The sequence below is a fragment of the Streptomyces populi genome (assembly GCF_002911015.1).
Taxonomy (GTDB): domain Bacteria; phylum Actinomycetota; class Actinomycetes; order Streptomycetales; family Streptomycetaceae; genus Streptomyces; species Streptomyces populi.
On record NZ_KZ626846.1, the window covers coordinates 1 to 20,153 of the forward strand.

18 protein-coding genes are annotated in these 20,153 nt (G+C 71.2%); 9 read left to right on the forward strand and 9 right to left on the reverse strand.

The window, feature by feature from the left end:
• Nucleotides 1-299 precede the first annotated feature (299 nt).
• Nucleotides 300-797, forward strand: a complete 498-nt coding sequence (locus CW362_RS05615; protein WP_103548240.1) for a MarR family winged helix-turn-helix transcriptional regulator — start codon at nucleotides 300-302, stop codon at nucleotides 795-797.
• Here the strand turns inward: CW362_RS05615 and CW362_RS05620 are convergent.
• Nucleotides 770-1,183, reverse strand: a complete 414-nt coding sequence (locus tag CW362_RS05620; protein ID WP_103548241.1) for a winged helix-turn-helix transcriptional regulator — start codon at nucleotides 1,181-1,183, stop codon at nucleotides 770-772. The two genes, CW362_RS05615 and CW362_RS05620, sit on opposite strands and share 28 nt — an antisense overlap.
• A 122-nt stretch (nucleotides 1,184-1,305) precedes the next feature.
• Between CW362_RS05620 and CW362_RS05625 the strand changes: the two genes are divergently transcribed.
• On the forward strand, nucleotides 1,306-2,202 hold the full coding sequence (locus CW362_RS05625) for an NADP-dependent oxidoreductase (protein WP_103548242.1): 897 nt from the start codon (nucleotides 1,306-1,308) through the stop codon (nucleotides 2,200-2,202).
• A gap of 21 nt (nucleotides 2,203-2,223) precedes the next feature.
• On the opposite strand, the gene CW362_RS05630 is transcribed toward CW362_RS05625, so the two are convergent.
• Together CW362_RS05630 and CW362_RS05635 are read right to left on the reverse strand one after the other, a co-directional pair.
• The gene (locus CW362_RS05630; protein WP_103548243.1) at nucleotides 2,224-3,642 is read right to left on the reverse strand and encodes an MFS transporter; all 1,419 of its coding nucleotides are present in this window, start codon (nucleotides 3,640-3,642) and stop codon (nucleotides 2,224-2,226) included.
• Nucleotides 3,643-3,750: 108 nt separating this feature from the next.
• Nucleotides 3,751-4,566, reverse strand: coding sequence for a helix-turn-helix domain-containing protein (locus tag CW362_RS05635; protein WP_103548244.1), 816 nt, complete (start codon nucleotides 4,564-4,566; stop codon nucleotides 3,751-3,753).
• A 103-nt stretch (nucleotides 4,567-4,669) separates the two neighbouring features.
• On the opposite strand from CW362_RS05635, the gene CW362_RS05640 reads away from it, so the two are divergent.
• Both CW362_RS05640 and CW362_RS05645 read left to right on the forward strand, forming a co-directional pair.
• Nucleotides 4,670-5,767 carry an LLM class flavin-dependent oxidoreductase gene (locus CW362_RS05640; protein ID WP_103548245.1) on the forward strand — a complete coding sequence of 366 codons (1,098 nt, stop codon included), beginning with the start codon at nucleotides 4,670-4,672 and terminating at the stop codon, nucleotides 5,765-5,767.
• Nucleotides 5,764-6,417, forward strand: a complete 654-nt coding sequence (locus CW362_RS05645) for an FMN reductase (protein WP_103548246.1) — start codon at nucleotides 5,764-5,766, stop codon at nucleotides 6,415-6,417. The genes CW362_RS05640 and CW362_RS05645 overlap by 4 nt, the downstream gene beginning before the upstream one ends.
• Before the next feature lie 323 nt (nucleotides 6,418-6,740).
• Here the strand turns inward: CW362_RS05645 and CW362_RS05650 are convergent, their stop codons facing one another.
• From CW362_RS05650 to CW362_RS05660, 3 genes are all read right to left on the reverse strand, one after another.
• The gene (locus CW362_RS05650) at nucleotides 6,741-8,267 is read right to left on the reverse strand and encodes a sensor histidine kinase (protein WP_240657665.1); all 1,527 of its coding nucleotides are present in this window, start codon (nucleotides 8,265-8,267) and stop codon (nucleotides 6,741-6,743) included.
• Nucleotides 8,268-8,993, reverse strand: a complete 726-nt coding sequence (locus tag CW362_RS05655; RefSeq protein WP_103548247.1) for a response regulator transcription factor — start codon at nucleotides 8,991-8,993, stop codon at nucleotides 8,268-8,270.
• A gap of 195 nt (nucleotides 8,994-9,188) precedes the next feature.
• Nucleotides 9,189-11,150, reverse strand: coding sequence for an APC family permease (locus tag CW362_RS05660; protein WP_103548248.1), 1,962 nt, complete (start codon nucleotides 11,148-11,150; stop codon nucleotides 9,189-9,191).
• A gap of 530 nt (nucleotides 11,151-11,680) precedes the next feature.
• Here CW362_RS05660 and kdpF point away from each other — a divergent pair.
• Genes kdpF through CW362_RS05680 form a run of 4 tightly spaced genes read left to right on the forward strand, consistent with a single transcriptional unit; the run spans nucleotide 11,681 to nucleotide 16,253 of the window.
• Entirely contained in the window at nucleotides 11,681-11,758 is a 78-nt protein-coding gene (kdpF, locus tag CW362_RS05665) for a K(+)-transporting ATPase subunit F (protein ID WP_103548383.1), read from the forward strand.
• A gap of 8 nt (nucleotides 11,759-11,766) precedes the next feature.
• Complete coding sequence (kdpA, locus tag CW362_RS05670; RefSeq protein WP_103548249.1) at nucleotides 11,767-13,431, forward strand: potassium-transporting ATPase subunit KdpA; 1,665 nt, start codon at nucleotides 11,767-11,769, stop codon at nucleotides 13,429-13,431.
• A 29-nt stretch (nucleotides 13,432-13,460) separates the two neighbouring features.
• A complete protein-coding gene (kdpB, locus tag CW362_RS05675; protein WP_103548250.1) occupies nucleotides 13,461-15,560 on the forward strand; it encodes a potassium-transporting ATPase subunit KdpB in 2,100 nt (699 codons plus the stop codon).
• Nucleotides 15,561-15,584: 24 nt separating this feature from the next.
• Nucleotides 15,585-16,253, forward strand: coding sequence for a potassium-transporting ATPase subunit C (locus tag CW362_RS05680; RefSeq protein ID WP_206300877.1), 669 nt, complete (start codon nucleotides 15,585-15,587; stop codon nucleotides 16,251-16,253).
• Nucleotides 16,254-16,321: 68 nt separating this feature from the next.
• Here the strand turns inward: CW362_RS05680 and CW362_RS05685 are convergent, their stop codons facing one another.
• Nucleotides 16,322-17,026, reverse strand: a complete 705-nt coding sequence (locus CW362_RS05685) for a class F sortase (protein WP_103548252.1) — start codon at nucleotides 17,024-17,026, stop codon at nucleotides 16,322-16,324.
• 279 nt (nucleotides 17,027-17,305) lie between these two features.
• Complete coding sequence (locus CW362_RS05690) at nucleotides 17,306-18,109, reverse strand: hypothetical protein (protein WP_240657667.1); 804 nt, start codon at nucleotides 18,107-18,109, stop codon at nucleotides 17,306-17,308.
• 535 nt (nucleotides 18,110-18,644) lie between these two features.
• Here CW362_RS05690 and CW362_RS05695 point away from each other — a divergent pair.
• A complete protein-coding gene (locus CW362_RS05695) occupies nucleotides 18,645-19,382 on the forward strand; it encodes an SDR family NAD(P)-dependent oxidoreductase (RefSeq protein ID WP_103548254.1) in 738 nt (245 codons plus the stop codon).
• Between the two features lie 116 nt (nucleotides 19,383-19,498).
• Here the strand turns inward: CW362_RS05695 and CW362_RS05700 are convergent, their stop codons facing one another.
• Nucleotides 19,499-20,131, reverse strand: a complete 633-nt coding sequence (locus tag CW362_RS05700) for a hypothetical protein (protein WP_162683971.1) — start codon at nucleotides 20,129-20,131, stop codon at nucleotides 19,499-19,501.
• Nucleotides 20,132-20,153: the final 22 nt, after the last annotated feature.

Below are 20,153 nucleotides of genomic sequence, written 5' to 3' on the forward strand. Positions count from 1 at the left end.
GCCGTGCCGGTGCATCAGCCCGTCGCCGTTGGACAAAGATGTGGGCGTCGGTGGCGACGGGCATCGATGTACCGGCACGGCCCCTCGCGTGCGTACCCGGCTGCGGGTGCGTCGTGGTTCGGGCGCAGCCCCTCATCGGCGTGGTTCTCAGCCCCTCCGGCGTTTGAGGAGCGGGGGCCGGGGGCGGCGCCCCCGGTACGGGTCGGGTAGGGGCGAAAGAAGCTTGTGTGGGGGCGGGTGCTGGATCCTGGTGGGGGAGGGGCGGCGGCGTACGATTTCGGCTGGTGGAAAGGGGTCGTATGGCTGGGGATTCTCGGAAGCGGCTGCTGGAGGAGCTGGCGGACGTGTCGCGGCGGTACATGGCCTCGTACGCGCTGTTCAACCAGGCCCTCGCCGACCACGTCGGACTGCATCCGACGGACGTGCAGTGCGTGAACCTGCTCAGCCTGGAGGACGGGCCCGTGACCACCGGGCGGATCGCCGAGATGACGGGGCTGACGACCGGGTCGGCCACGCGGTTGGTGGACCGGCTGGAGAAGGCCGGTTACGTGGTGCGGGAACGCGATGTGGTCGACCGGCGGCGGGTGCTGGTGGCGGTCGTGCCCGAGAAGATCGCCGAGTTCGGGCGGATGTGGGAGCGTCTTGGCGCCGGCTGGTACGGCCTGTTCGACGGGCTCGACGACGCCGAGGTCGCCCTGATCATCGGGCACATGCGCCGTACGGTCGACTTCAGTGCCGAGCAGGTCGCCCGGCTGCGGTCCGGGGACTTTCAGGAGGCCTCGGACGAGGCGTCGTAGCGCTCGCGGGCCTCCACGACCTCCTCGATGTGGTGCTCCGCCCAGTCCTTGACGGCGGTGAGCAGGCAGCTCAGGTTGGTGCCCAGGGGCGTGAGTTCGTAGTCGACGCGGACCGGTACGGACGGGGTGACCGTGCGGGAGAGGATGCCGTCGCGCTCCAGTGAACGCAGGGTCTGCGTCAGCATCTTGGGGCTGACTCCGGCGATCTTGCGGCCGAGGTCGCTGTAGCGCATCGGTCCGCCCGCGTCGGCGAGCGCGCTCACGATCAGGCTGACCCACTTGTCGCTGATGCGGTCCAGGAGCTGGTTGGTGGGGCAGCTCTTGATGAAGGCGTCGTACTCGATGCGGGCCTGCTGACGCCGTTGGGCCGCCGTCGTGGTCGCCATGACTCACCTCCGGGTGACGTACGCACCTTCAGGTGCCTACTTACCAATGGATAGTAACTCTTCCTAGGGTTGTTGTGGCGGGTGAGAGACCCGCGGATGGCCTACAGATGGGGTGAGCTGGGATGCGTGCAGCGGTTGTGACGTCGTTCGGTGGTCCGGAATCCGTCGAGATCGTCGAGGTCGCCCTGCCGGAGCCGGGGGCCCGGCAGGTGCGGATCAAGGTGGCGGCCGCGGGGGTCAATCCCGTGGACGCCGGGGTGCGCGCCGGTGTCTTCGGGGGTGCGGGGAAGCGGCTGGGGCTCGGTTGGGACGTGGCAGGTGTCGTGGATGCGGTGGGGGTCGCGTCGGGGTGGAACGTCGGTGACGAGGTGGTGGCGCTGGCGTACGGGACCGCCAAGTCCCTCGGTACGCACGCCGATCACGTGGTGGTCGACGCCGACGCGGTGGCCGTGGCGCCCCGCTCGGTCGACGCGGCGCACGCGGCGAGCCTGCCGCTCAACGCGCTGACCGCGGCCCAGGCCCTGGACGGGCTGCGCCTGGAGCCGGGCGCGAGTCTGCTGGTCACGGGGGCCGCGGGGGCGGTCGGCGGGTACGCCGTGCAGCTCGCCGCCCGGCTCGGGGTGAGCGTGACCGCGCTGGCCCGTGAGGGCGACGAGGAGTTCGTGCGGTCCCTGGGGGCGGACCGGTTCGTGTCGGAGCCGGAGGCGGTGGCCCCGGGGAGCGTGGACGCGGTGCTGGACGCGGCGCTCCTGGGCGAGGTCGCCCTGGAGCGGGTGCGGGACGGGGGCGCCTTCCTGGGCGTCATCCCGGGAGCCCAGCCGGCGTCCGTGCGCGGGGTGCGGACCGGCGCGGTGGAGGTCGCCGCCGACGGCGCCCGGCTCGCGGAGCTCGTGGCGCTCGTCGACGAGGGGGCGTTGACCACCCGGGTCGCCGGGACGTACGCGCTCGACGAGGCCGTCAAGGTGCACGCGCGGCTCGCGGAGGGCGGACTGCGGGGCCGGCTGGTCCTCGTGCCCTAGCCGGCGGCCCGGTTGGAACCCCTAGTGGTGCTGCTCCGGTGCCTTGAGCGGGAGCAGGCGTACGAGGGGGCAGCACAGGAGGGCGACGGCGGCGACGACGGTGAGGCTCACGGTGGTGGCGTGGGCCCCGCCGCCGGTCCGGAAGTAGACGGTGGTGACGGCGGCGGCTCCGATCGCGTTGGCGAGCTGCTGGACGGCGCCGAGCGAGCCGCCCGCGCTGCCGGCCTCCTCGGGGGCGATGTCGCCGATGGTGACGTCGTAGAGCGAGCCGAAGCAGGCGCCCATGCCGAGGCCGATGACGAGCAGCGGCGGGACCAGGGCCCAGCCGCCGGTGTCCGTGCCGGAGGTGGCGACCAGGGCGATGAGGTGGGCCGTTCCGGCGAGGGTGACCAGGAAACCGATGAGGACGAGACGGCGGCCCAGGCGGCCGATCAGGCGGTAGCAGGCGATCGAGGCGATGACGATGCCCGCGGACAGGGGTGTCAGGGCGAGCGCGGCGGCCGCGGGGGAGCGGCCGAGGCCCTGCTGGAGGAAGAGGGAGACGACGTAGAGGAGGCCGGCGACCGCGGCGAAGAAGACGACGCCGATGACCAGTCCCGAGGTGAAGCCGCGGTTGTGGAGGAGGGAGGGCTTGATCAGGGGGCTGGGCGCGGTGCGCTGGCGGTGGCAGAACCCGGCGAAGAGGGCGAGGCCGGCGAGCAGGAGCAGGACGGGGGGCGCGTCCCAGCCGTGGGCCGAGCCCTCGATGAGGCCGGTGAGCAGGGTGAGCATGGTGGCGCCGAGGAGGACGGAACCGGGGGCGTCGACGGTGGTCGCGCGGTCGCCGGTGTCACGGGGGAGCAGCCGGGCGGCGGCGAGGAGCGCGGCGCCGCCGAGAACGATGTTGATGAGGAACATCGGGCGCCAGCCGAGGCCGGCGAGGTCGGCGTCGACGATGAACCCGGCGAGGACCGGGCCGCCGACGGCGGACAGGCCCATCACCGGTCCGAACAGGCTGTAGGCCTTGCCGATCTGGTCCCGGGGCCAGGTCGCGCCGAGGATGCCGAAGCCCTGCGGGATGACGAGCGCGCCGAACGCGCCCTGGACCAGGCGGGCGGCGACGAGGGTGCCCGGGGTGGGCGCGAGGCCGCAGGCGGCCGAGGCGGCGGTGAAGCCCGCGAGGCCGGTCAGGAAGAGCCGGCGGCGGCCGTACTTGTCGCCGAGCCGCCCGCCGAGGACGAGCAGGACGCCGAGGGCGAGGGCGTAGGACGCGCCGAGCCACTGGATGAGGACGGTGCCGCCGCCGAGGTCGTGGGTGATGGTCGGGGCGGCGATGTTGGTGATGGTGCTGTCGAGGAGGTCCAGGACGTCGGCGGCGAGGACGACGCCGAGGATCGCCCAGCGGACGCGGGCGGGAGGATGGCTTCCGGTTTCGCGTGCGTCATGCAGTATCTGTGTCACGCAGATAAATGTCGGGCATGGGGTGGGGTGAGGTCAAGCGGGATATCGCGCGGTCGGGAGAGCGGAGTGCCCGTGCGGGGTGTGGTGCGGGGGCGGCGCGGGCGGAGGTCAGGCGGGCCCGTGGCCGGCCGCGTACGACGTCGGGGGGACTCCGACCGTCGCGGTGAAGTCCCGGACCAGGTGGGCCTGGTCGGCGTAGCCGAGGTCGGCGGCCAGGGCGGCCCAGTTCACCGGCTCGGACCCCTCGGCCCGTTCGAGGGCCTCGTGGATGCGGTAGCGCAGGATGATCCACTTCGGGCCGACGCCGACGTACGCGGAGAACAGGCGTTGCAGGGCGCGGACCGTCATGCCCTCGGCCTCGGCGAGCGTGCCGACGTTTCGGATCGCGCGGTCGGCGCGGATGCGGTCCACCAGGGCCGTCGCCAGGGCGGCCGCCGGGTCCGGGTGCGGATCGAGGTCCAGGAGGAAGGCGTCGAGGGCGGCCACCCGGGCCCGCTCGTCGTCCGGGTCGAGGACGGCCGCGACGGCGCTCGCGGAGTCCGGGAAGACCTCGGGGAGGGGGAGTCGCTTCCCGGTGAGGGCCGACAGGGGGCGGCCGGGGGCGAAGGGGCGGAAGCCGCCAGGGCGGAACTGGATCCCGCACACCCTTCCCCGGCCCTCCAGTTTCTGGGTGAACAGGCCGAGTCCGATGCCGGCGACCTCGCCGAAGGGGTCCTGTCCCGCGTACCGCTGGAAGACGACGTTGACCGACGGGTGCGGGACCACGTGCGAGGCGTAGGGCTGGGTGAGGTCCCAGTCGATCAGCCAGTAGTGCTCCAGGTAGGGGCGCAGCGGCTCGGCGGGCTCGTGGCGGCGGAAGCGGACGCGCGCGAAGAGCTCCGCGGCGTCGACGATGCCTCGGGTGTCACGGCGTGGGGCGGCCATGTCGGGATCGTAGGGCGGGGCACCGACAGTCGCGGAATAGCCGGGGCGGGGTGGTGGTTCACGGGTATAGTTGAAGCATCAACAACTTGGAGGGTGAGCGACCATGCAGTTCGGGATCTTCAGCGTCGGTGATGTGACACCGGACCCCACCACGGGCCGGGAGCCGACCGAGCGCGAGCGCATCAAGGCCATGGTCGCCATCGCGCTGAAGGCCGAGGAGGTCGGCCTCGACGTCTTCGCGACCGGAGAGCACCACAACCCGCCGTTCGTGCCGTCGTCCCCGACCACGATGCTCGGCTACATAGCGGCGAGGACGGAGAAGCTGATCCTCTCCACCTCCACCACCCTCATCACCACCAACGACCCGGTGAAGATCGCCGAGGACTACGCGATGCTCCAGCACCTCGCGGACGGCCGGGTCGACCTGATGATGGGCCGCGGCAACACGGGACCGGTCTACCCCTGGTTCGGGCAGGACATCCGGCAGGGCATCAACCTCGCCGTCGAGAACTACGCGCTGCTGCACCGCCTGTGGCGCGAGGACGTGGTGACGTGGGAGGGCAAGTTCCGTACGCCGCTCCAGTCGTTCACGTCGACCCCGCGCCCGCTGGACGGCGTCGCGCCGTTCGTCTGGCACGGCTCCATCCGCTCGCCCGAGATCGCCGAGCAGGCCGCGTACTACGGCGACGGCTTCTTCCACAACAACATCTTCTGGCCCGCCGACCACACCAAGCGGATGGTCGAGCTCTACCGCGAGCGGTACGCGCACTACGGGCACGGCACCGCCGAGCAGGCCATCGTCGGCCTCGGCGGCCAGGTGTTCATGCGGCCCAACTCCCAGGACGCCGTACGGGAGTTCCGTCCGTACTTCGACAACGCTCCCGTCTACGGCCACGGTCCCTCCCTGGAGGACTTCACCGAGCAGACCCCGCTCACCGTCGGCTCTCCGCAGCAGGTCATCGAGAAGACGCTGTCCTTCCGCGAGTACGCCGGTGACTACCAGCGCCAGCTCTTCCTGATGGACCACGCCGGGCTGCCGCTCAAGACGGTCCTGGAGCAGCTCGACCTGCTGGGCGAACAGGTCGTGCCGGTGCTGCGCGAGGAGTTCGCCAAGAACCGTCCGGCCGACGTGCCGGACGCGCCGACCCACGCGGCCCGGGTGGCCGCGGCCGAGGAGAAGGAAGAGGTGAGCCGCGCATGAAGCTCGTCGTCGTCTCGGCGGGGCTGAGCGTCCCGTCGTCCACGCGGCTGCTGGGCGACCGGCTGGCGGCCGCGACCGCCGGCCGGGTGTCCGGTGAGGTGGACCTCAGGGTCGTCGAACTGCGCGACCTCGCGGTCGAGATCGCGCACAACTTCACCAACGGCTTCCCCGGCCGCGCCCTGTCCGCCGCGATCGACGACGTGACCTCCGCGGACGGTCTGATCGTCGTCACGCCCGTCTTCTCCGCGTCCTACAGCGGTCTGTTCAAGTCGTTCTTCGACGTGCTCGACAAGGACGCGCTGGCGGGCAGGCCCGTGCTGATCGCGGCGACCGGGGGGACCGGGCGGCACTCGCTGGTCCTCGAACACGCGCTGCGTCCGCTGTTCGCGTACCTGCGGGCGGTGGTCGTGCCGACCGGCGTGTACGCGGCGTCGGAGGACTGGGGGGCCGAGGGGCTCGCGGAGCGGATCGAGCGGGCCGCGGGTGAACTGGCCGCGCTGATGCCGGCCGGTACACCGGCCCCGGCCCCGATGCCCTCCTCGGCCTCGGCCGGGTCCGAGGCGGTCGTCCCCGCCCAGCCCGCGCCCGGCCGCGCGGACGGTTTCCACGTGGTCCCGTTCGAGGAGCAGCTCGCGGCGCTGCGGGCGTAGCGAGTTTTTCGCCCCCTCCGCCCCTACCCTCCCCCAAGGTCTCGGCTTCTCCCCCAGCCTTCGGCCGGGAGGGACCCCCAGACCAGGGGGACCCCCAGCGCCCCCGGGGGCTCCGCCCCGGACCCCGCTCCTCAGACGCCGGAGGGGCCGAAACCTTCCCGCTGGAACCTTCCCGGAGTGTGCCCGCACCCGGGATCCGGCGTGAGGGGCCGTGCCGGTACATCGATGCCCGTCGCCACCGACGCCCACATCCCTGTCCGACGGCGACGGGCTGATGCACCGGCACGGCCCCGACCCACCCACCGGACCGGCCCGCAGGCACCTCAGCCGATCGGACGCGTGTCCTCCACCGTGAAGCCGATCACCGTGCCACCGCCCTTCCGGGGATGGGCGAACGGGGTGCCTCCATGGGCTGCGGAGACCTCGCGGACGATGGACAGGCCGAGGCCCGAGCCGGGGAGGCTGCGGGCGTCGGCGGCTCGGTAGAAGCGGTCGAAGACACGCACGAGGTCGTCGTCACCGATACCGGGACCCCGGTCGAGCACCTCGACACGGACCGGCCCGCGACGGCCCCCGAAGCCGGCGGGAGCCGCGGTGCCGGGGAAGCCGGTGTGGCTCGTGGAGCCCGCGGGGGCATCGGCGGGACCGGAAGAAGGATCGGCGGCGTCGGCCTGCCGTACGGGCCCCGTCACCACGACCTCGATCGGCGCCGTCCCGCCCCGGTCGAACTTGGCGGCGTTCTCCACGAGGTTGGAGACCGCGCGCTGGAGGGCGGTCGGGCGGCCGTCGACCGCGGTGTCGCCGGCGGCCCGGACGGTGATGTCCCGCCCGGTGCGGCGGCGGGAGACGATCGCGACGTCCTCGGCGAGTTCGGCGAGGTCCAGCCGCCGTACGGGCTCGGTGTCCGACTGGCCGGCCGCGAGGGCGACGAGTTCGTTGACCAGGTCGGTCAGCTCCCGGGACTCCAGCGCCAGATCGGCGACGAGTTCCTCACGCGCGTCGGGCGGCAGCTCGTCGATCCGGCGGAGCATCGAGATGTTCGTGCGCAGCGAGGTCAGCGGCGTACGGAGTTCGTGCCCCGCGTCCTGGACCAGGCGCCGCTGGTCCTCCTCGGACTGGGCGAGCCGGCCGAGCATCCGGTCGAAGGACCGGCCGAGCCGGGCCACCTCGTCATGACCGGTGACCGGCACCTGGATGCCGAGACGACCGGTGCGCGCCACGTCCTCGGCGGCCCCGGCGAGCCGCACCAGGCGCCGGGTGATGCGCCGGGCCAGCCACCAGCCGAACAGCCCCGCGGCGATCACGACGGCCCCGACGAGCAGGACCGTCCGCTGCTGGAGCTCCCGGAGCAGATCCTCCGTGTCGCTGAACTGCTGGGCGACCTGCACGGCGCCCCGTCCGCCGCCGAGCGACACGGTGGTCAGGCGGTAGCGGTCCCCGGCGACGTCGACGTCCTTGTGCTGCACCAGAACGCCCGCCGCGGCGTGGCCGGCGACCGTCCGGTCGCGGCCGTCCACGGGCAGGGGCGGAACGCCCCGGTCGACGATCGCGCCGCCCGCCCCGAGCACCTGCACGTCGGTACGGCTGGGCCGGATGATGTCGTCCAGGGGCCCGGCGTGGTCCGGGTCGGAGGAGACGAAGTCGCCCGGCTCCAGCGGGTGCTCACGCACCTGGTCGCGCAGGTCCTGCACCACCTCGGCGAAGACGGTCTGCTGGTCGACCCGCACCAGTCGCGCGGCGGCGTCGTAGCTCAGGAACCCGACCAGGACCGTGACGGCGGCGGCGACGGCCGCGAAGGACACGGTGAAGGTGGCCCGCAGGGAGGACACCTGCCGCAGCCGTCGTCGCACTCAGTCCTCCCTCAGGACGTACCCCACGCCCCGCACGGTGTGGATCAGCGCCGGAGCGCCGGGCTCGTCGAGCTTGCGCCGCAGATAGCCCACGTACACGGCGAGGTTCTTGGAGCCGGGGCCGAAGTCGTAGCCCCAGATCCGGTCGTAGATGGTGGAGTGGTCGAGGACGATGCCCGCGTTGCGGACGAGCAGTTCGAGCAGCTCGAACTCGGTCCGGGTCAGCTCCAGCTCGCGCTGCCCGCGCCAGGCCCGGCGGGCCTGGATGTCCATGCGCAGCCCGGCCGCGGAGACCTGCGCGCCGGACGTCCGCGGTTCCCGGGGCGCGGGCGCCGGGGCGTCCTCGTCGAAGGCGCCGTTGCCGGTGCGGCGCAGCAGGGCGCGCAGCCGGGCGAAGACCTCCTCGACGTCGAACGGTTTGACGACGTAGTCGTCGGCGCCCGCGTCGAGGCCGGCGATGCGGTCGGCGGTCTCGACGAGGGCGGTGAGCATCAGGATCGGGGTGCGGTCGCCCTCGGCGCGCAGCACGCGGCACACCTGGAGGCCGTCGATGCCGGGCATCATGACGTCGAGGACGAGGACGTCCGGCGGGGTGCGGTGGGCCTGGGCCAGCGCCTCCACCCCGTCGGCCACGGCCGTCACCCGGTAGCCCTCCAGTGTCAGTGCCCTTTCCAGGGCGTGGCGGATGGCGCGGTCGTCCTCGGCGAGCAGTACGTTCTGGGGCACTCGACCAGTCTGCCAAGCGGTCGGTGGGGTGCGGCCTGGTGAGCGGGTCCGTGACGGGCCTTCTTACCGGCCTCTCACTTCTTTCCGGAGTGTCGGACGTGCCGGAAAGGCCCGGGCACGTGCACCGGCTTCTCACCGTGCCGTATCGGTTCCCACCGCGCCCCGGAGGTGTCAGCCGACGTGCCCCCGGAGGTGTCAGCCGACGTGCACCCGCGGCCGTCGCGCGCGGTCGGGTTCGGCCTCGCGCAGGACTTCCCTGGTGACGGGGGCGACCTCGCCCTGGCCGAAGAGGAAGAAGCGCAGGAAGTTGGTGAAGGGGCTGCCCTCGGTCCACTCGAAGTAGATGTGCGGGATGCCGCCGGTGGTGTCGCGGACGTGGAGCAGCAGGGCGGCGAGGGCGTTGGGGATGGAGGCGGACTCCAGGGTGAGGACGCGGTAGCGGCCGTGGAGCACCTCGCCGCGTACGTTCATGACCGACTCGAACTCCGAGGGGTCGCCCACGGTGACCTCCAGGAAGACGAAGTCCTCCTGGGCGGGGAGGTCGTGGTCGGCGCGGATCTGCTCGATCTTCTCGCGGTACTCGGTGATGTCGCGCTTGTCGGGCTCGTTGGCGATGAAGCGGATCCGCCGGCTCGCGATGTCCCGGACGAACCGCTCGGCCATGTCGTCCATGCTCATGCTGGTCACGCGCAGCTCGAAGGCGCGGGCGAGCCGGGAGAGGAAGGAGACGAGCATGATGCCGGCGATGAAGCAGGCACCGATCTTCACACCGTCGGGACGCTCGATGATGTTGACGACGGTCGTGTAGAGGAAGACCGCCGAGATGACCGCGAAGAGGACGGTCCAGTGCTTCTGGCGGGCCTTGCGGGCGGCGATGGTGACGGCGATGGCGGCGGAGCTGATCAGGACGAGGACACCGGTGGCGTACGCGCCGCCCTGCTTGTCGACGTCGGCGTCGAAGATCCAGGTGACCAGGAACGCGATCAGGATGAAGACGATCACCATGGGGCGGACGGCGCGGGCCCAGTGCGGGGCCATGCCGTAGCGCGGGAGGTAGCGCGGCATGAGGTTGAGCAGTCCGGCCATGGCGGAGGCGCCGGCGAACCACAGGATGCAGATCGTGGAGATGTCGTAGACCGTGCCGAAGGCGTTGCCGAGGTATTCGTGGGCGAGGTAGGCGAGGGCGCGGCCGTTGGCCTGGCCGCCCGGCTGGAACTCCTTCTCCGGGATCAGCACGGTGGTGATGAAGCTGGTGATGATCAGGAAGACGCTCATGATCACGGCGGAGGTGGTCAGCAGCTTCTTGGCACCGCGGATCCGTCCGGCGGGCTTCTCCTCGGTGTCGGCCGGGTCGCCCTCCACGTGCGGCATGACCGCGACCCCGGTCTCGAAGCCGGACAGGCCGAGCGCGAGTTTCGGGAAGACGAGCAGGGACACGCCGATCATGGCGAGGGCGTTGCCGTGTTCGGCGGTCAGCGCGGTGGACCAGTCGGTGACGAGGTGCTCGTGGGTGGCGACCTCCCAGAGGCCCGCGACGGCGACGACGACGTTGAGCCCGAGGTAGATGCCCACCAGGACCACCGCGACGCCGATCGCCTCCAGGAAGCCCTTGAGGAAGACCGCTCCCAGCAGGGCCACCAGGAACAGAGTGATCATCATCTGTTTGTCGTGCAGGACGCTGTTCAGATGGGGGTTCTCCACCAGGTGGGTGGAGGCGTCGGCCGCCGAGAGGGTGATGGTGATCAGGAAGTCGGTGGCGGCGAAGCCGAGCAGGGTGAGGACGAACAGCTTGCCCTTCCAGAAGGAGAGCAGGCGTTCCAGCATCGCGATGGATCCCTCGCCGTGCGGGCTCTCCTCCGAGACCCGGCGGTAGACGGGCAGTGCGCCGGCCAGGGTGACGACGACGAGCACGATGGTCGCCACGGGGGACAGCAGTCCGGCCGCGAGGGCGGCGATACCGGGCTGGTAGCCGAGGGTGGAGAAGTAGTCGACGCCGGTCAGGCACATGACGCGCCACCAGCGTTGTCCCTTGTGGACGGGCGTGGGTTCGGCGGCCGGCTGCGGCAGCCGGCGGCCCTTGCTCTTGCTGATGTCGGACAGGCCTTCCAGCATCCACGCCCGCAAGCGGCTCGGCGGGGCGGGCTCGGTGCTGGCCATCGGTGACTCTCCTGACATGCGTCTCTTCGAACGGTTCCGGCCATCGAGGAGACGGCGCCCATCAGCGTATGCAGAGAGTGATGCACGGGCCCGAGCGTCCAGGGGCCTCAGGCGTCAAGCTTGCGTTAAGACCTGCTGGTCGCGCATCACGAGAGCACCGGGCGAGGAGGGGTTCGTCGCCCGTTCAGGTGCCGGCCGGCTCACGGACCGGCAGATCTCGCCGCCTCCGGGTGCGGCGGGCGCCGCGGTCTTCGACGGGCCCGGCGTCAACGGCGCGACAAGGACGGCTCCGCCCTGTATGGGATGCGTCAAGGGCGTGCCGTGCGCCGTATGGGAGGCGTCAACGGCGGCCGCGTCCGGCGTGCGAGGGGTTCTGCTCGGACTGTCAGTCCGAAACCGAACCTCCCCTAGGAGCTCACGATGGCCGACGTGGCCTTCGTCGTCACCACGATCGCGGTGTTCGCGCTGGTGGCTCTCGTCGCCAAGGGGGTGACGAAGCTGTGACCGCCGAGGCCGCATTCGATTTCGAGATGGGCGTCGGCCTGGTCGTGGCCGTCGCCCTGCTGGGCTATCTCGTCCTCGCCCTGATCTTCCCGGAGAGGTTCTGAGATCAGACATGAGTTCCGTACTCGCGGGCTTGCTCCAGCTCGTCGCCCTGATAGGCGCGCTGGCGCTCGTCCACATCCCTTTCGGCACGTACATGGCCCGGGTCTACTCCTCCGAGAAGCACCTGCGGGTGGAGAAGTGGATCTACAAGGGCATCGGCGCCGATCCCGACGCGCAGATGCGCTGGCCTGCGTATCTCCGCGGCGTCCTGGCCTTCTCCGCGGTCAGCGTGCTGTTCCTCTACCTGCTCCAGCGGCTCCAGGGCATCCTGCCCGGCTCACTCGGCTTCGACCCGGTCGATCCGGCGCAGTCGTTCAACACGGCCGTGTCGTTCGTGACGAACACGAACTGGCAGTCGTACTACGGCGAGCAGACCATGGGGCACGTCGTGCAGACCGCCGGTCTGGCCGTGCAGAACTTCGTCTCGGCGGCCGTCGGCATGGCGGTGGCCGTCGCTCTCGTCCGCGGCTTCGCGCGCTCACGCACCGGTGATCTCGGCAACTTCTGGGCCGACCTGGTGCGCGGCACGCTACGGATCCTGGTGCCGGTCGCCGCGGTCGCCGCGGTGATCCTGGTGGCCTGCGGGGTGATCCAGAACTTCTCCGGCATCCACGAGGTCGGCCAGTTCATGGGGGGCTCGCAGCAGTGGAACGGCGGGGCGGTGGCCTCGCAGGAGGCGATCAAGGAGCTCGGCACCAACGGCGGCGGCTACTTCAACGCCAACAGCGCCCACCCCTTCGAGAACCCGACCCCGTTCACCAACCTCTTCGAGATCTTCCTGATCCTCCTCGTCCCCTTCTCCCTGACCCGGACCTTCGGCGTGATGGTCGGCTCGGTGCGGCAGGGGTACGCGATCCTCGCCGCGATGGCCACCATCTGGCTGGGCTTCACCGCGCTGATGATGTGGACCGAGTTCGCCCACCACGGCCCGGCGCTACAGGCCGCGGGCGGGGCGATGGAGGGCAAGGAGACCCGCTTCGGCGTCGGCGGCTCGTCGATCTTCGCCGTGGCGACGACGCTGACCTCGACCGGCGCGGTGGACTCCTTCCACTCCTCGTTCACCGGGCTAGGCGGCGGCATCACCCTGCTCGGCATGCAGCTCGGCGAGATCGCGCCCGGTGGCACCGGATCCGGCCTCTACGGCATGCTGATCATGGCGGTCATCGCGGTGTTCATCGCCGGTCTGATGGTCGGCCGCACCCCCGAGTACCTGGGCAGGAAGATCGGCACCCGCGAGATGAAGCTCGCCGCCTGCTACATCCTGATCACCCCCGCCCTGGTGCTGGTCCTCACGGCGGCCTCGGTGGCGCTGCCGACCCCGCCGCACTCGATGCTCAATCCCGGCGCGCACGGATTCTCCGAGGTGCTGTACGCCTTCACCTCGGCGTCGAACAACAACGGCTCGGCCTTCGCCGGTCTGAACGCGAACACCGACTGGTTCAACACGACGACCGGGCTCGCGATGCTGCTGGGCCGCTTCCTGCCGATGGTCTTCGTTCTGGCGCTGGCCGGCTCGCTCGCCGGGCAGCGGCCGGTCCCGGCGACCGCGGGCACCCTGCGCACCGAGAAACCGCTGTTCACCGGTCTGCTGGTGGGCGCGATCCTGATCGTCACCGGCCTGACCTACTTCCCGGCCCTCGCCCTGGGCCCGCTCGCCGAGGGACTGGCGTCATGACCACCCGAACGGAAAAACACGAGGACTCCATGTCCACGTCCACTCCCACCCTTGCGCCCCACCAGGACGCGCCGACCGGGCACAAGCCCACCGAAGGCCGCGTCGGTGCGGGCCTCTTCGATCCCAAGGCGCTGGTCAAGTCCCTGCCGGACGCGTTCCGCAAGCTCGACCCGCGGGTGATGGTCAAGTCCCCGGTGATGTTCGTGGTGTGGATCGGCTCGGTCCTGACCACCGTTTTCTCCTTCCGGCACCCGGGCGACTGGTTCGGCTGGACGATCAGTGCCTGGCTGTGGCTCACCGTCGTCTTCGCCAACCTGGCCGAGGCCGTCGCCGAGGGCCGCGGCAAGGCGCAGGCCGACACCCTGCGCAAGGCCAAGACCGACACCGTCGCCCGCCGGATGCTGAACGACGGATCCGAGGAGCAGGTCCCGGGCACCGCGCTGACGATCGGTGACCTGGTCGTCTGCGAGGCCGGCGACATCATCCCCGGCGACGGGGACGTCATCGAGGGCGTCGCGTCCGTCGACGAGTCGGCCATCACCGGAGAGTCCGCCCCCGTGATCCGGGAGTCCGGCGGTGACCGCTCGGCCGTCACCGGCGGCACGAAGGTCCTCTCCGACCGGGTCGTCATCAAGATCACTACCCGGCCCGGCGAGACCTTCATCGACCGGATGATCAACCTGGTCGAGGGCGCGGCCCGGCAGAAGACCCCCAACGAGATCGCGCTCAACATCCTTCTCGCGTCCCTGACGATCGTCTTCCTGCTGGCCTGCGCCACGCTGCCGCCGCTCGCGGACCACGCGGGCACGCACCTGACGATGGTCGTGCTGGTGGCCCTGCTGGTCTGCCTCATCCCGACCACCATCGGCGCGCTGCTCTCCGCGATCGGCATCGCCGGCATGGACCGCCTCGTGCAGCGCAACGTCCTGGCCATGTCCGGCCGGGCGGTCGAGGCCGCCGGAGACGTGTCGACGCTGCTGCTGGACAAGACCGGCACCATCACGCTCGGCAACCGGCGGGCCGCCGAGTTCGTCCCGGTGAGCGGCACCACCGAGGCCGAGGTCGCCGACGCCGCCCAGCTCTCCTCGCTCGCGGACGAGACCCCCGAGGGCCGCTCCGTCGTCGTCCTGGCGAAGGAGCGGTACGGACTGCGCGAGCGCCACCGGGGCGAGCTGAGCGGTGCCGAGTGGATCGCCTTCACCGCCCAGACCCGCATGTCGGGTGTCGACGTCGACGGGCGCAAGGTCCGCAAGGGTGCGGCCGCCTCGGTCGTCGCCTGGGTCGGGGAGCGGGGCGGCACGGTCTCCGCGGACGCCGGTGCCCTCGCGGACCGGATCTCCGGGGCGGGCGGCACCCCGCTGCTCGTGGCCGTCGAGGACGAGCGCGGCGCCCGGGTCCTCGGCGTGATCCACCTCAAGGACGTCGTCAAGGACGGCATGCGCGAGCGGTTCGACGAGCTGCGCCGCATGGGCATCAGGACGGTCATGATCACGGGTGACAACCCGCTGACCGCGAAGGCGATCGCCGAGGAGGCGGGCGTCGACGACTTCCTCGCCGAGGCCACCCCCGAGGACAAGATGGCGCTCATCAAACGGGAACAGGCGGGCGGCAAGCTCGTCGCCATGACCGGCGACGGCACCAACGACGCCCCCGCGCTGGCACAGGCCGACGTCGGCGTGGCCATGAACACCGGGACCTCGGCCGCCAAGGAGGCCGGGAACATGGTGGACCTGGACTCCGACCCCACCAAACTCATCGAGATCGTCGAGATCGGCAAGCAACTGCTGATCACCCGGGGCGCGTTGACGACGTTCTCCATCGCCAACGACGTCGCCAAGTACTTCGCGATCATCCCGGCGCTGTTCGCCGCGGTCTACCCGGGCCTGGACGAGCTCAACATCATGCACCTGTCCTCGCCCGACTCCGCGATCCTCTCCGCCGTCATTTTCAACGCCCTGATCATCGTCGCGCTGGTGCCGCTGTCCCTGAAGGGGGTGCGTTACCGCCCGATGAGCGCCGACAGGATGCTCCGCCGCAACCTCGGGATCTACGGTCTCGGCGGCCTGGTCGCCCCGTTCGTCGGCATCAAGATCATCGATGTGCTCATCTCCCTCGTCCCCGGGCTGTAACTCCTCGAAAGCGTGCTGACTGCCATGAACAACTCCGTGACCAACACCGCCCGGCTGCTCGGGGCGGGTCTGCGCGCCCTCCTCGTGCTGACCCTGGTGACCGGTGTCCTCTACCCGCTGGCGGTCACCGGCATCGCGCAAGGGCTGTTCGGCGACAAGGCGAACGGCTCCGAGGTCAAGGCGGACGGCAGGGTCGTCGGCTCGTCCCTGATCGGGCAGTCGTACGACCTGCCGCCGAAGAAGGGCCAGGAGACCCCCGAACCGGACCTCAAGTGGTTCCAGGGCCGCCCCGCGAACGGGCTCGGCACCAACTCCCTCAACACCCGGTACGAGCTGCTCCTGTCCGGCGCCACCAACCTCGCCGCCGACAACAAGGACCTCGTCCAGCAGGTCGAGGAGGCCAAGGCCGCCGTCGTCGAGGACAACTCGGTGCCCGGCCACACGGTCAGGCCCTCGGACGTCCCCGCCGACGCCGTCACCTCCTCCGGCTCCGGCCTCGACCCGGACATCTCCCCGCGGTACGCGGAACTCCAGGTCCCCCGGGTCGCCGAACGCAACCACCTCTCCGTCGCCCGGGTGCGGAAACTGGTCGACGGGCACACCGAGGGACGCACCCTCGGCTTCATCGGCGAACCCCGGGTCGACGTCCTCGGACTCAACATCGCGCTCAGGGAACTCGTGGCCGGGAGCTGACGGGGCGGGCGGCCCTTCCTTCCGGACCGGACGCCCGCCGGATCGGACGGCCGGATCGGACGGCCGGGTCAGACGAGATGGGCGAAGACCACCAGGTTGTCGGTGTAGTCCTTGACGGTGTGGTTGTAGGTGCCGGCGCAGGTGATGAGGCGCACCTCGGCGTCGGGGGTGTCGGCGTACACCCGGTCGTCGGGGAAGGCGTCCTTCGCGAAGGTCTCCGCGCTGTCGACGACGAAGGACGCCGTCCGGCCGTCGGACCGCTCGACGCTGAACGTGTCGCCCTTCTTCAGGTCCGCGAGGCCGGCGAACACGGCGGCGGAGGTCTTCGTGTCGACGTGCCCGGCGATGATCGCCGTACCCGTCTCACCGGGGGAGACGCCCTTGGCGTACCAGCCGACCAGATTCGTGTCGTTCGCGGGAGGGGGCTGGAGCTTGCCCGTGTCGTCGATGGCGAGTTCGGTGAAGGGCGCGTTCACCGCGATCTTCGGAATGAGCAGCCGGGTGGGCTCGGCCCGCGGGAGGTGCTTCCCGGCCGGGCGGTCGTTCGAGGCCGAGGCGGAGGCCGAGGACACGGGCGGGTGCGAGTGCGCGGGGGCCGCCGCGGCGCGGGAGGCGGGGGAGGGGCCGGACGGCCCGTCCTGGCGGTGGAGCACGTTCGTGGCCAGCAGGACCGCGATGCCGGCGCACCACACGACCCACGTCGCACGGCGTCGGAAGGTCCGCTTGGGTGACGTGTACGAGGTCTCGGCGGGAGAGGACAACCGGGCTGCCATCGGGTACCACCTCATCGGGTCGGGGCAGCGGAGCGGATCGGTCGGGAGCGGAGGGAGCGGAGGGGGCGGTGGGGGAGGGGGCGTGGGGAGCGGCGGGACCGGCAGCAGAGGCAGCAGAGGCAGGGGTGGCATAAGAGGAGGGGCGGCAAGGGTGGTGCGAGCGGCGGTGGCGGGAGGAGCGGCAGCGGTGGAACAGGCAGGGGCAACAGGAGGAGGGACCGGGCGGGCCGCCACGGGGTGAGGGGGTGGCGGCCCGGACCGCTATGTCGTCAGGCATGGTCAGGACGCACCACCCTCGGTGTTCCTACGGCGCAGCATGTACACGCCCGCCGCAGCGAGGCCCAGGACCCCGATTCCGCCGGCCGTGACACCGGAGGACGTGGCGAGACCGCCGCCACCGGTGTGGACGCCGCCGTGCGGCTTGTCCTCGGATTCCTTGCTGCTCGAGTCCCACGAACCCTTGCTGCTCGAGTCCCACGAGCCCTTGTCCGTGCCGGAGCCCCACGAGCCCTTGTCCGTCCCGGAGCCCCAGGAACCGCTGCCGCTGTCGGAGCTGGAGGAGTCCTTGTCCTTGTAGGTCTCCGGGTCGTACTTCTTGTCGCCCTTGGCGGAGTCGTCCGTCGTGACGGACGTCAGCGCGCCGCCGCCGGTGTGCACGCCCCCTTCCGGCTTCTGGTGGTGCCAGCTGGGCTTGCCGTGGCCGCTGTCGCTGGGCTTGCCGTGCTCCTCCTTGCCGTATCCGGAGTCCTCGTGCTCCTTGCCGTATCCGGAGTCGGAGTGCTCCTTGCCGTAACCGGAGTCGGACTGCTCCTTGGAGGACCCGGAGTCGGAGTGCTCCTTGCCGTAGCCCGAGTCGGACTGCTCCTTGGAGGACCCGGAGTCGGTGTGCTCCTTGCCGTATCCGGAGTCGGAGTGCTCCTTGGAGGAGGAAGAGGAGGAAGAGGAGGAGGACGAGGGAGAGGAGGAGGAAGAGGAATCGCTGTGGTCCCAGTCGCCGGCCGCCGCGGCGTACGCGCCGGGAGCGCCGATCGCGAGAGCGGCGGTGGCCGTCGCGGCGGCCAGGAGCATGCGGGCAGATCGCATTGTCGGAGTCCTTCCGTCAGAACCAGGTAGCTGACCTCGTGTCAGCAGGCGAAAACCCGGTGCGACATGATCAACCGTCAATCCGATGTGCGAAGCGCACCACCCGGGAAGCTCGCCCGGCCCATGGCCAGGCCCCTGCCCGCCGGTTGCCCCGACGATCGGCCGAAGCCGGTCCGACCTCTCTGACCTGCCCATTCGTCGTGTCCGCCGGGAGACCGGGCCCCTCGATCGGCGCTTCGCGCATGACCCGATCGGCGGCGACACGTCTGCTTCGCCGGATGGGCCGTGCGAGGTGCCGACCGTCAGATCCCGTTGTCCCGGCGGCTCTTGTCCCGGGACGGCCGCGGAGGACCCATGGATCCCCATGGATCCCCATGGGGATCCATGGGGAGTCATGCTCTTGCGGCGCTTCTGGGGGCCGGTGGGCCGGGGCGTCCGGGGCGTCCGGAGGCGTGGGGCGTCCGGCGGCGTGGGAGAACAGGGGCGGGACCTTTCTCCGGCACACTGATCGTCCGCGGTGCGGAGAGGGGCGGCCATGGGGAACGGACGGAAGGTCACGGTGGTGACCGGCGGCAGCCGCGGTATCGGCGCCGCCGTCTGCGGGCGGCTGGCCCTGGAGGGCCATGACGTCGTCATCGGTTACCGGTCCGACCGCGGGTCGGCCGAGGAGGTGGCGCGCGCCGTCGTGGAGGCGGGCCGGCGCGGTCTGCCGGTGGCCGTGGACACCTCCGACGCCGCCGCGGTCGACGGACTCTTCGACACGGCGGCCGCCGAACTCGGTCCGGTCACCGGGCTGGTGAACAACGCGGGCGTCAGTGGCCCCAACGGACCGCTGGCCGACGCAGACCCCGACGGCATGCGGGAGGCCCTGGCGGTCAACGTCCTCGGCTATCTGCTCTGCGCGCGCCGTGCCGTACGGGAGATGACCGCGTCCGGCGGGGGCGCGATCGTCAACGTCTCGTCCGCCGCGGCGACCCTCGGCAGCCCGGGACAGTACGTCCACTACGCGGCGGCGAAGGCGGCCGTCGACACCCTGACCGTGGGCCTGTCCAAGGAGGTGGCGGCCGTCGGCATCCGCGTGAACGGTGTCGCCCCGGGCACGGTCTGGACCGACTTCCACGAGGACCCGCAGCGTCCGGCCAAGGTGGCCGCCGTCATCCCCATGGGCCGGGCGGGCCGGCCGGAGGAGATCTCCGGCGCGGTGGCCTGGCTCCTGTCGGACGACGCCTCGTACACGACGGGGGCGGTCCTGCGGGTCGCGGGCGGGCTGTAGAAGGGGTCACCCGGTGGTCCGCCTCGCGGGGGCGGGCCGGGAGCGCCGGAAGCGGGTCCCGGCGCACGAAAAAGGCGGGGTCCGGGGACCCCGCCCGCCGCCGTGGGAACCCCGGATCAGGGCCACACCAGGCAGTACGGCTGGTGCCCCGCCTCGTGCAGGCGGTTCGAGAAGTCCTGCCACTCGTGCAGCAGCTGGTAGACGTTGAAGGCGTCCCGCGGGCCGCCCCGGTCCGGGACGGTGGACCAGATGAAGGCGGCCGCGCCCACGGCCTCCTCGCCTATGCCGCGGATCGGGTCGACGACGGTCATCGGGAGCTTGACCACGGCGTAGTCGGGGTGCAGGACGACGAGCTCCAGCGGCGGCACCTTGCTCAGGGGGACGCCTTCTATGCCGGTGAGGACCATCGCGGCCATCGTCTCCGGCTTGATCTTGGTGAACATGCCGTTCATGCCGAGTTCGTCGCCGCCGAGTTCCTCGGGGCGCATCGAGATCGGGACCCTGGCTGCCGTCGCGCCGTCCGGCGCGCCGAAGTATTTGTACGTCACCCCCACTCGGCCACCATTCCCGCTCTCCGCCCGCAGTCGCTCGACCGCGCGGTCGATCCGCTCGTCGGGGTCACCCTGTGATCCCTGTACCTGTCCTGCTCTGCCGGCCGCTTCCTCCGCCTCACGCCGGTGCTTCCCCCGCCGGGCACGCCGAGGGTTGAGGTCATCGGTCCCCTCGCCCAGTCCGCCACCGCGATGCATATCTCCACCCGACTGCTTTTCT

Bases quoted from the DNA above. Each gene is read 5' to 3' on its own strand.
- CW362_RS05625 (WP_103548242.1), top strand. From the start codon at position 1,306: ATGCGTGCAGCGGTTGTGACGTCGTTCGGTGGTCCGGAATCCGTCGAG.
- CW362_RS05680 (WP_206300877.1), top strand. From the start codon at position 15,585: ATGAACAACTCCGTGACCAACACCGCCCGGCTGCTCGGGGCGGGTCTG.
- CW362_RS05685 (WP_103548252.1), bottom strand. From the start codon at position 17,026: ATGGCAGCCCGGTTGTCCTCTCCCGCCGAGACCTCGTACACGTCACCC.
- kdpB (WP_103548250.1), top strand. From the start codon at position 13,461: ATGTCCACGTCCACTCCCACCCTTGCGCCCCACCAGGACGCGCCGACC.
- CW362_RS05640 (WP_103548245.1), top strand. From the start codon at position 4,670: ATGCAGTTCGGGATCTTCAGCGTCGGTGATGTGACACCGGACCCCACC.
- CW362_RS05645 (WP_103548246.1), top strand. From the start codon at position 5,764: ATGAAGCTCGTCGTCGTCTCGGCGGGGCTGAGCGTCCCGTCGTCCACG.
- CW362_RS05635 (WP_103548244.1), bottom strand. From the start codon at position 4,566: ATGGCCGCCCCACGCCGTGACACCCGAGGCATCGTCGACGCCGCGGAG.
- CW362_RS05620 (WP_103548241.1), bottom strand. From the start codon at position 1,183: ATGGCGACCACGACGGCGGCCCAACGGCGTCAGCAGGCCCGCATCGAG.
- CW362_RS05690 (WP_240657667.1), bottom strand. From the start codon at position 18,109: ATGCGATCTGCCCGCATGCTCCTGGCCGCCGCGACGGCCACCGCCGCT.
- kdpA (WP_103548249.1), top strand. From the start codon at position 11,767: ATGAGTTCCGTACTCGCGGGCTTGCTCCAGCTCGTCGCCCTGATAGGC.
- CW362_RS05695 (WP_103548254.1), top strand. From the start codon at position 18,645: ATGGGGAACGGACGGAAGGTCACGGTGGTGACCGGCGGCAGCCGCGGT.
- kdpF (WP_103548383.1), top strand. From the start codon at position 11,681: ATGGGCGTCGGCCTGGTCGTGGCCGTCGCCCTGCTGGGCTATCTCGTC.
- CW362_RS05660 (WP_103548248.1), bottom strand. From the start codon at position 11,150: ATGGCCAGCACCGAGCCCGCCCCGCCGAGCCGCTTGCGGGCGTGGATG.
- CW362_RS05615 (WP_103548240.1), top strand. From the start codon at position 300: ATGGCTGGGGATTCTCGGAAGCGGCTGCTGGAGGAGCTGGCGGACGTG.
- CW362_RS05700 (WP_162683971.1), bottom strand. From the start codon at position 20,131: ATGCATCGCGGTGGCGGACTGGGCGAGGGGACCGATGACCTCAACCCT.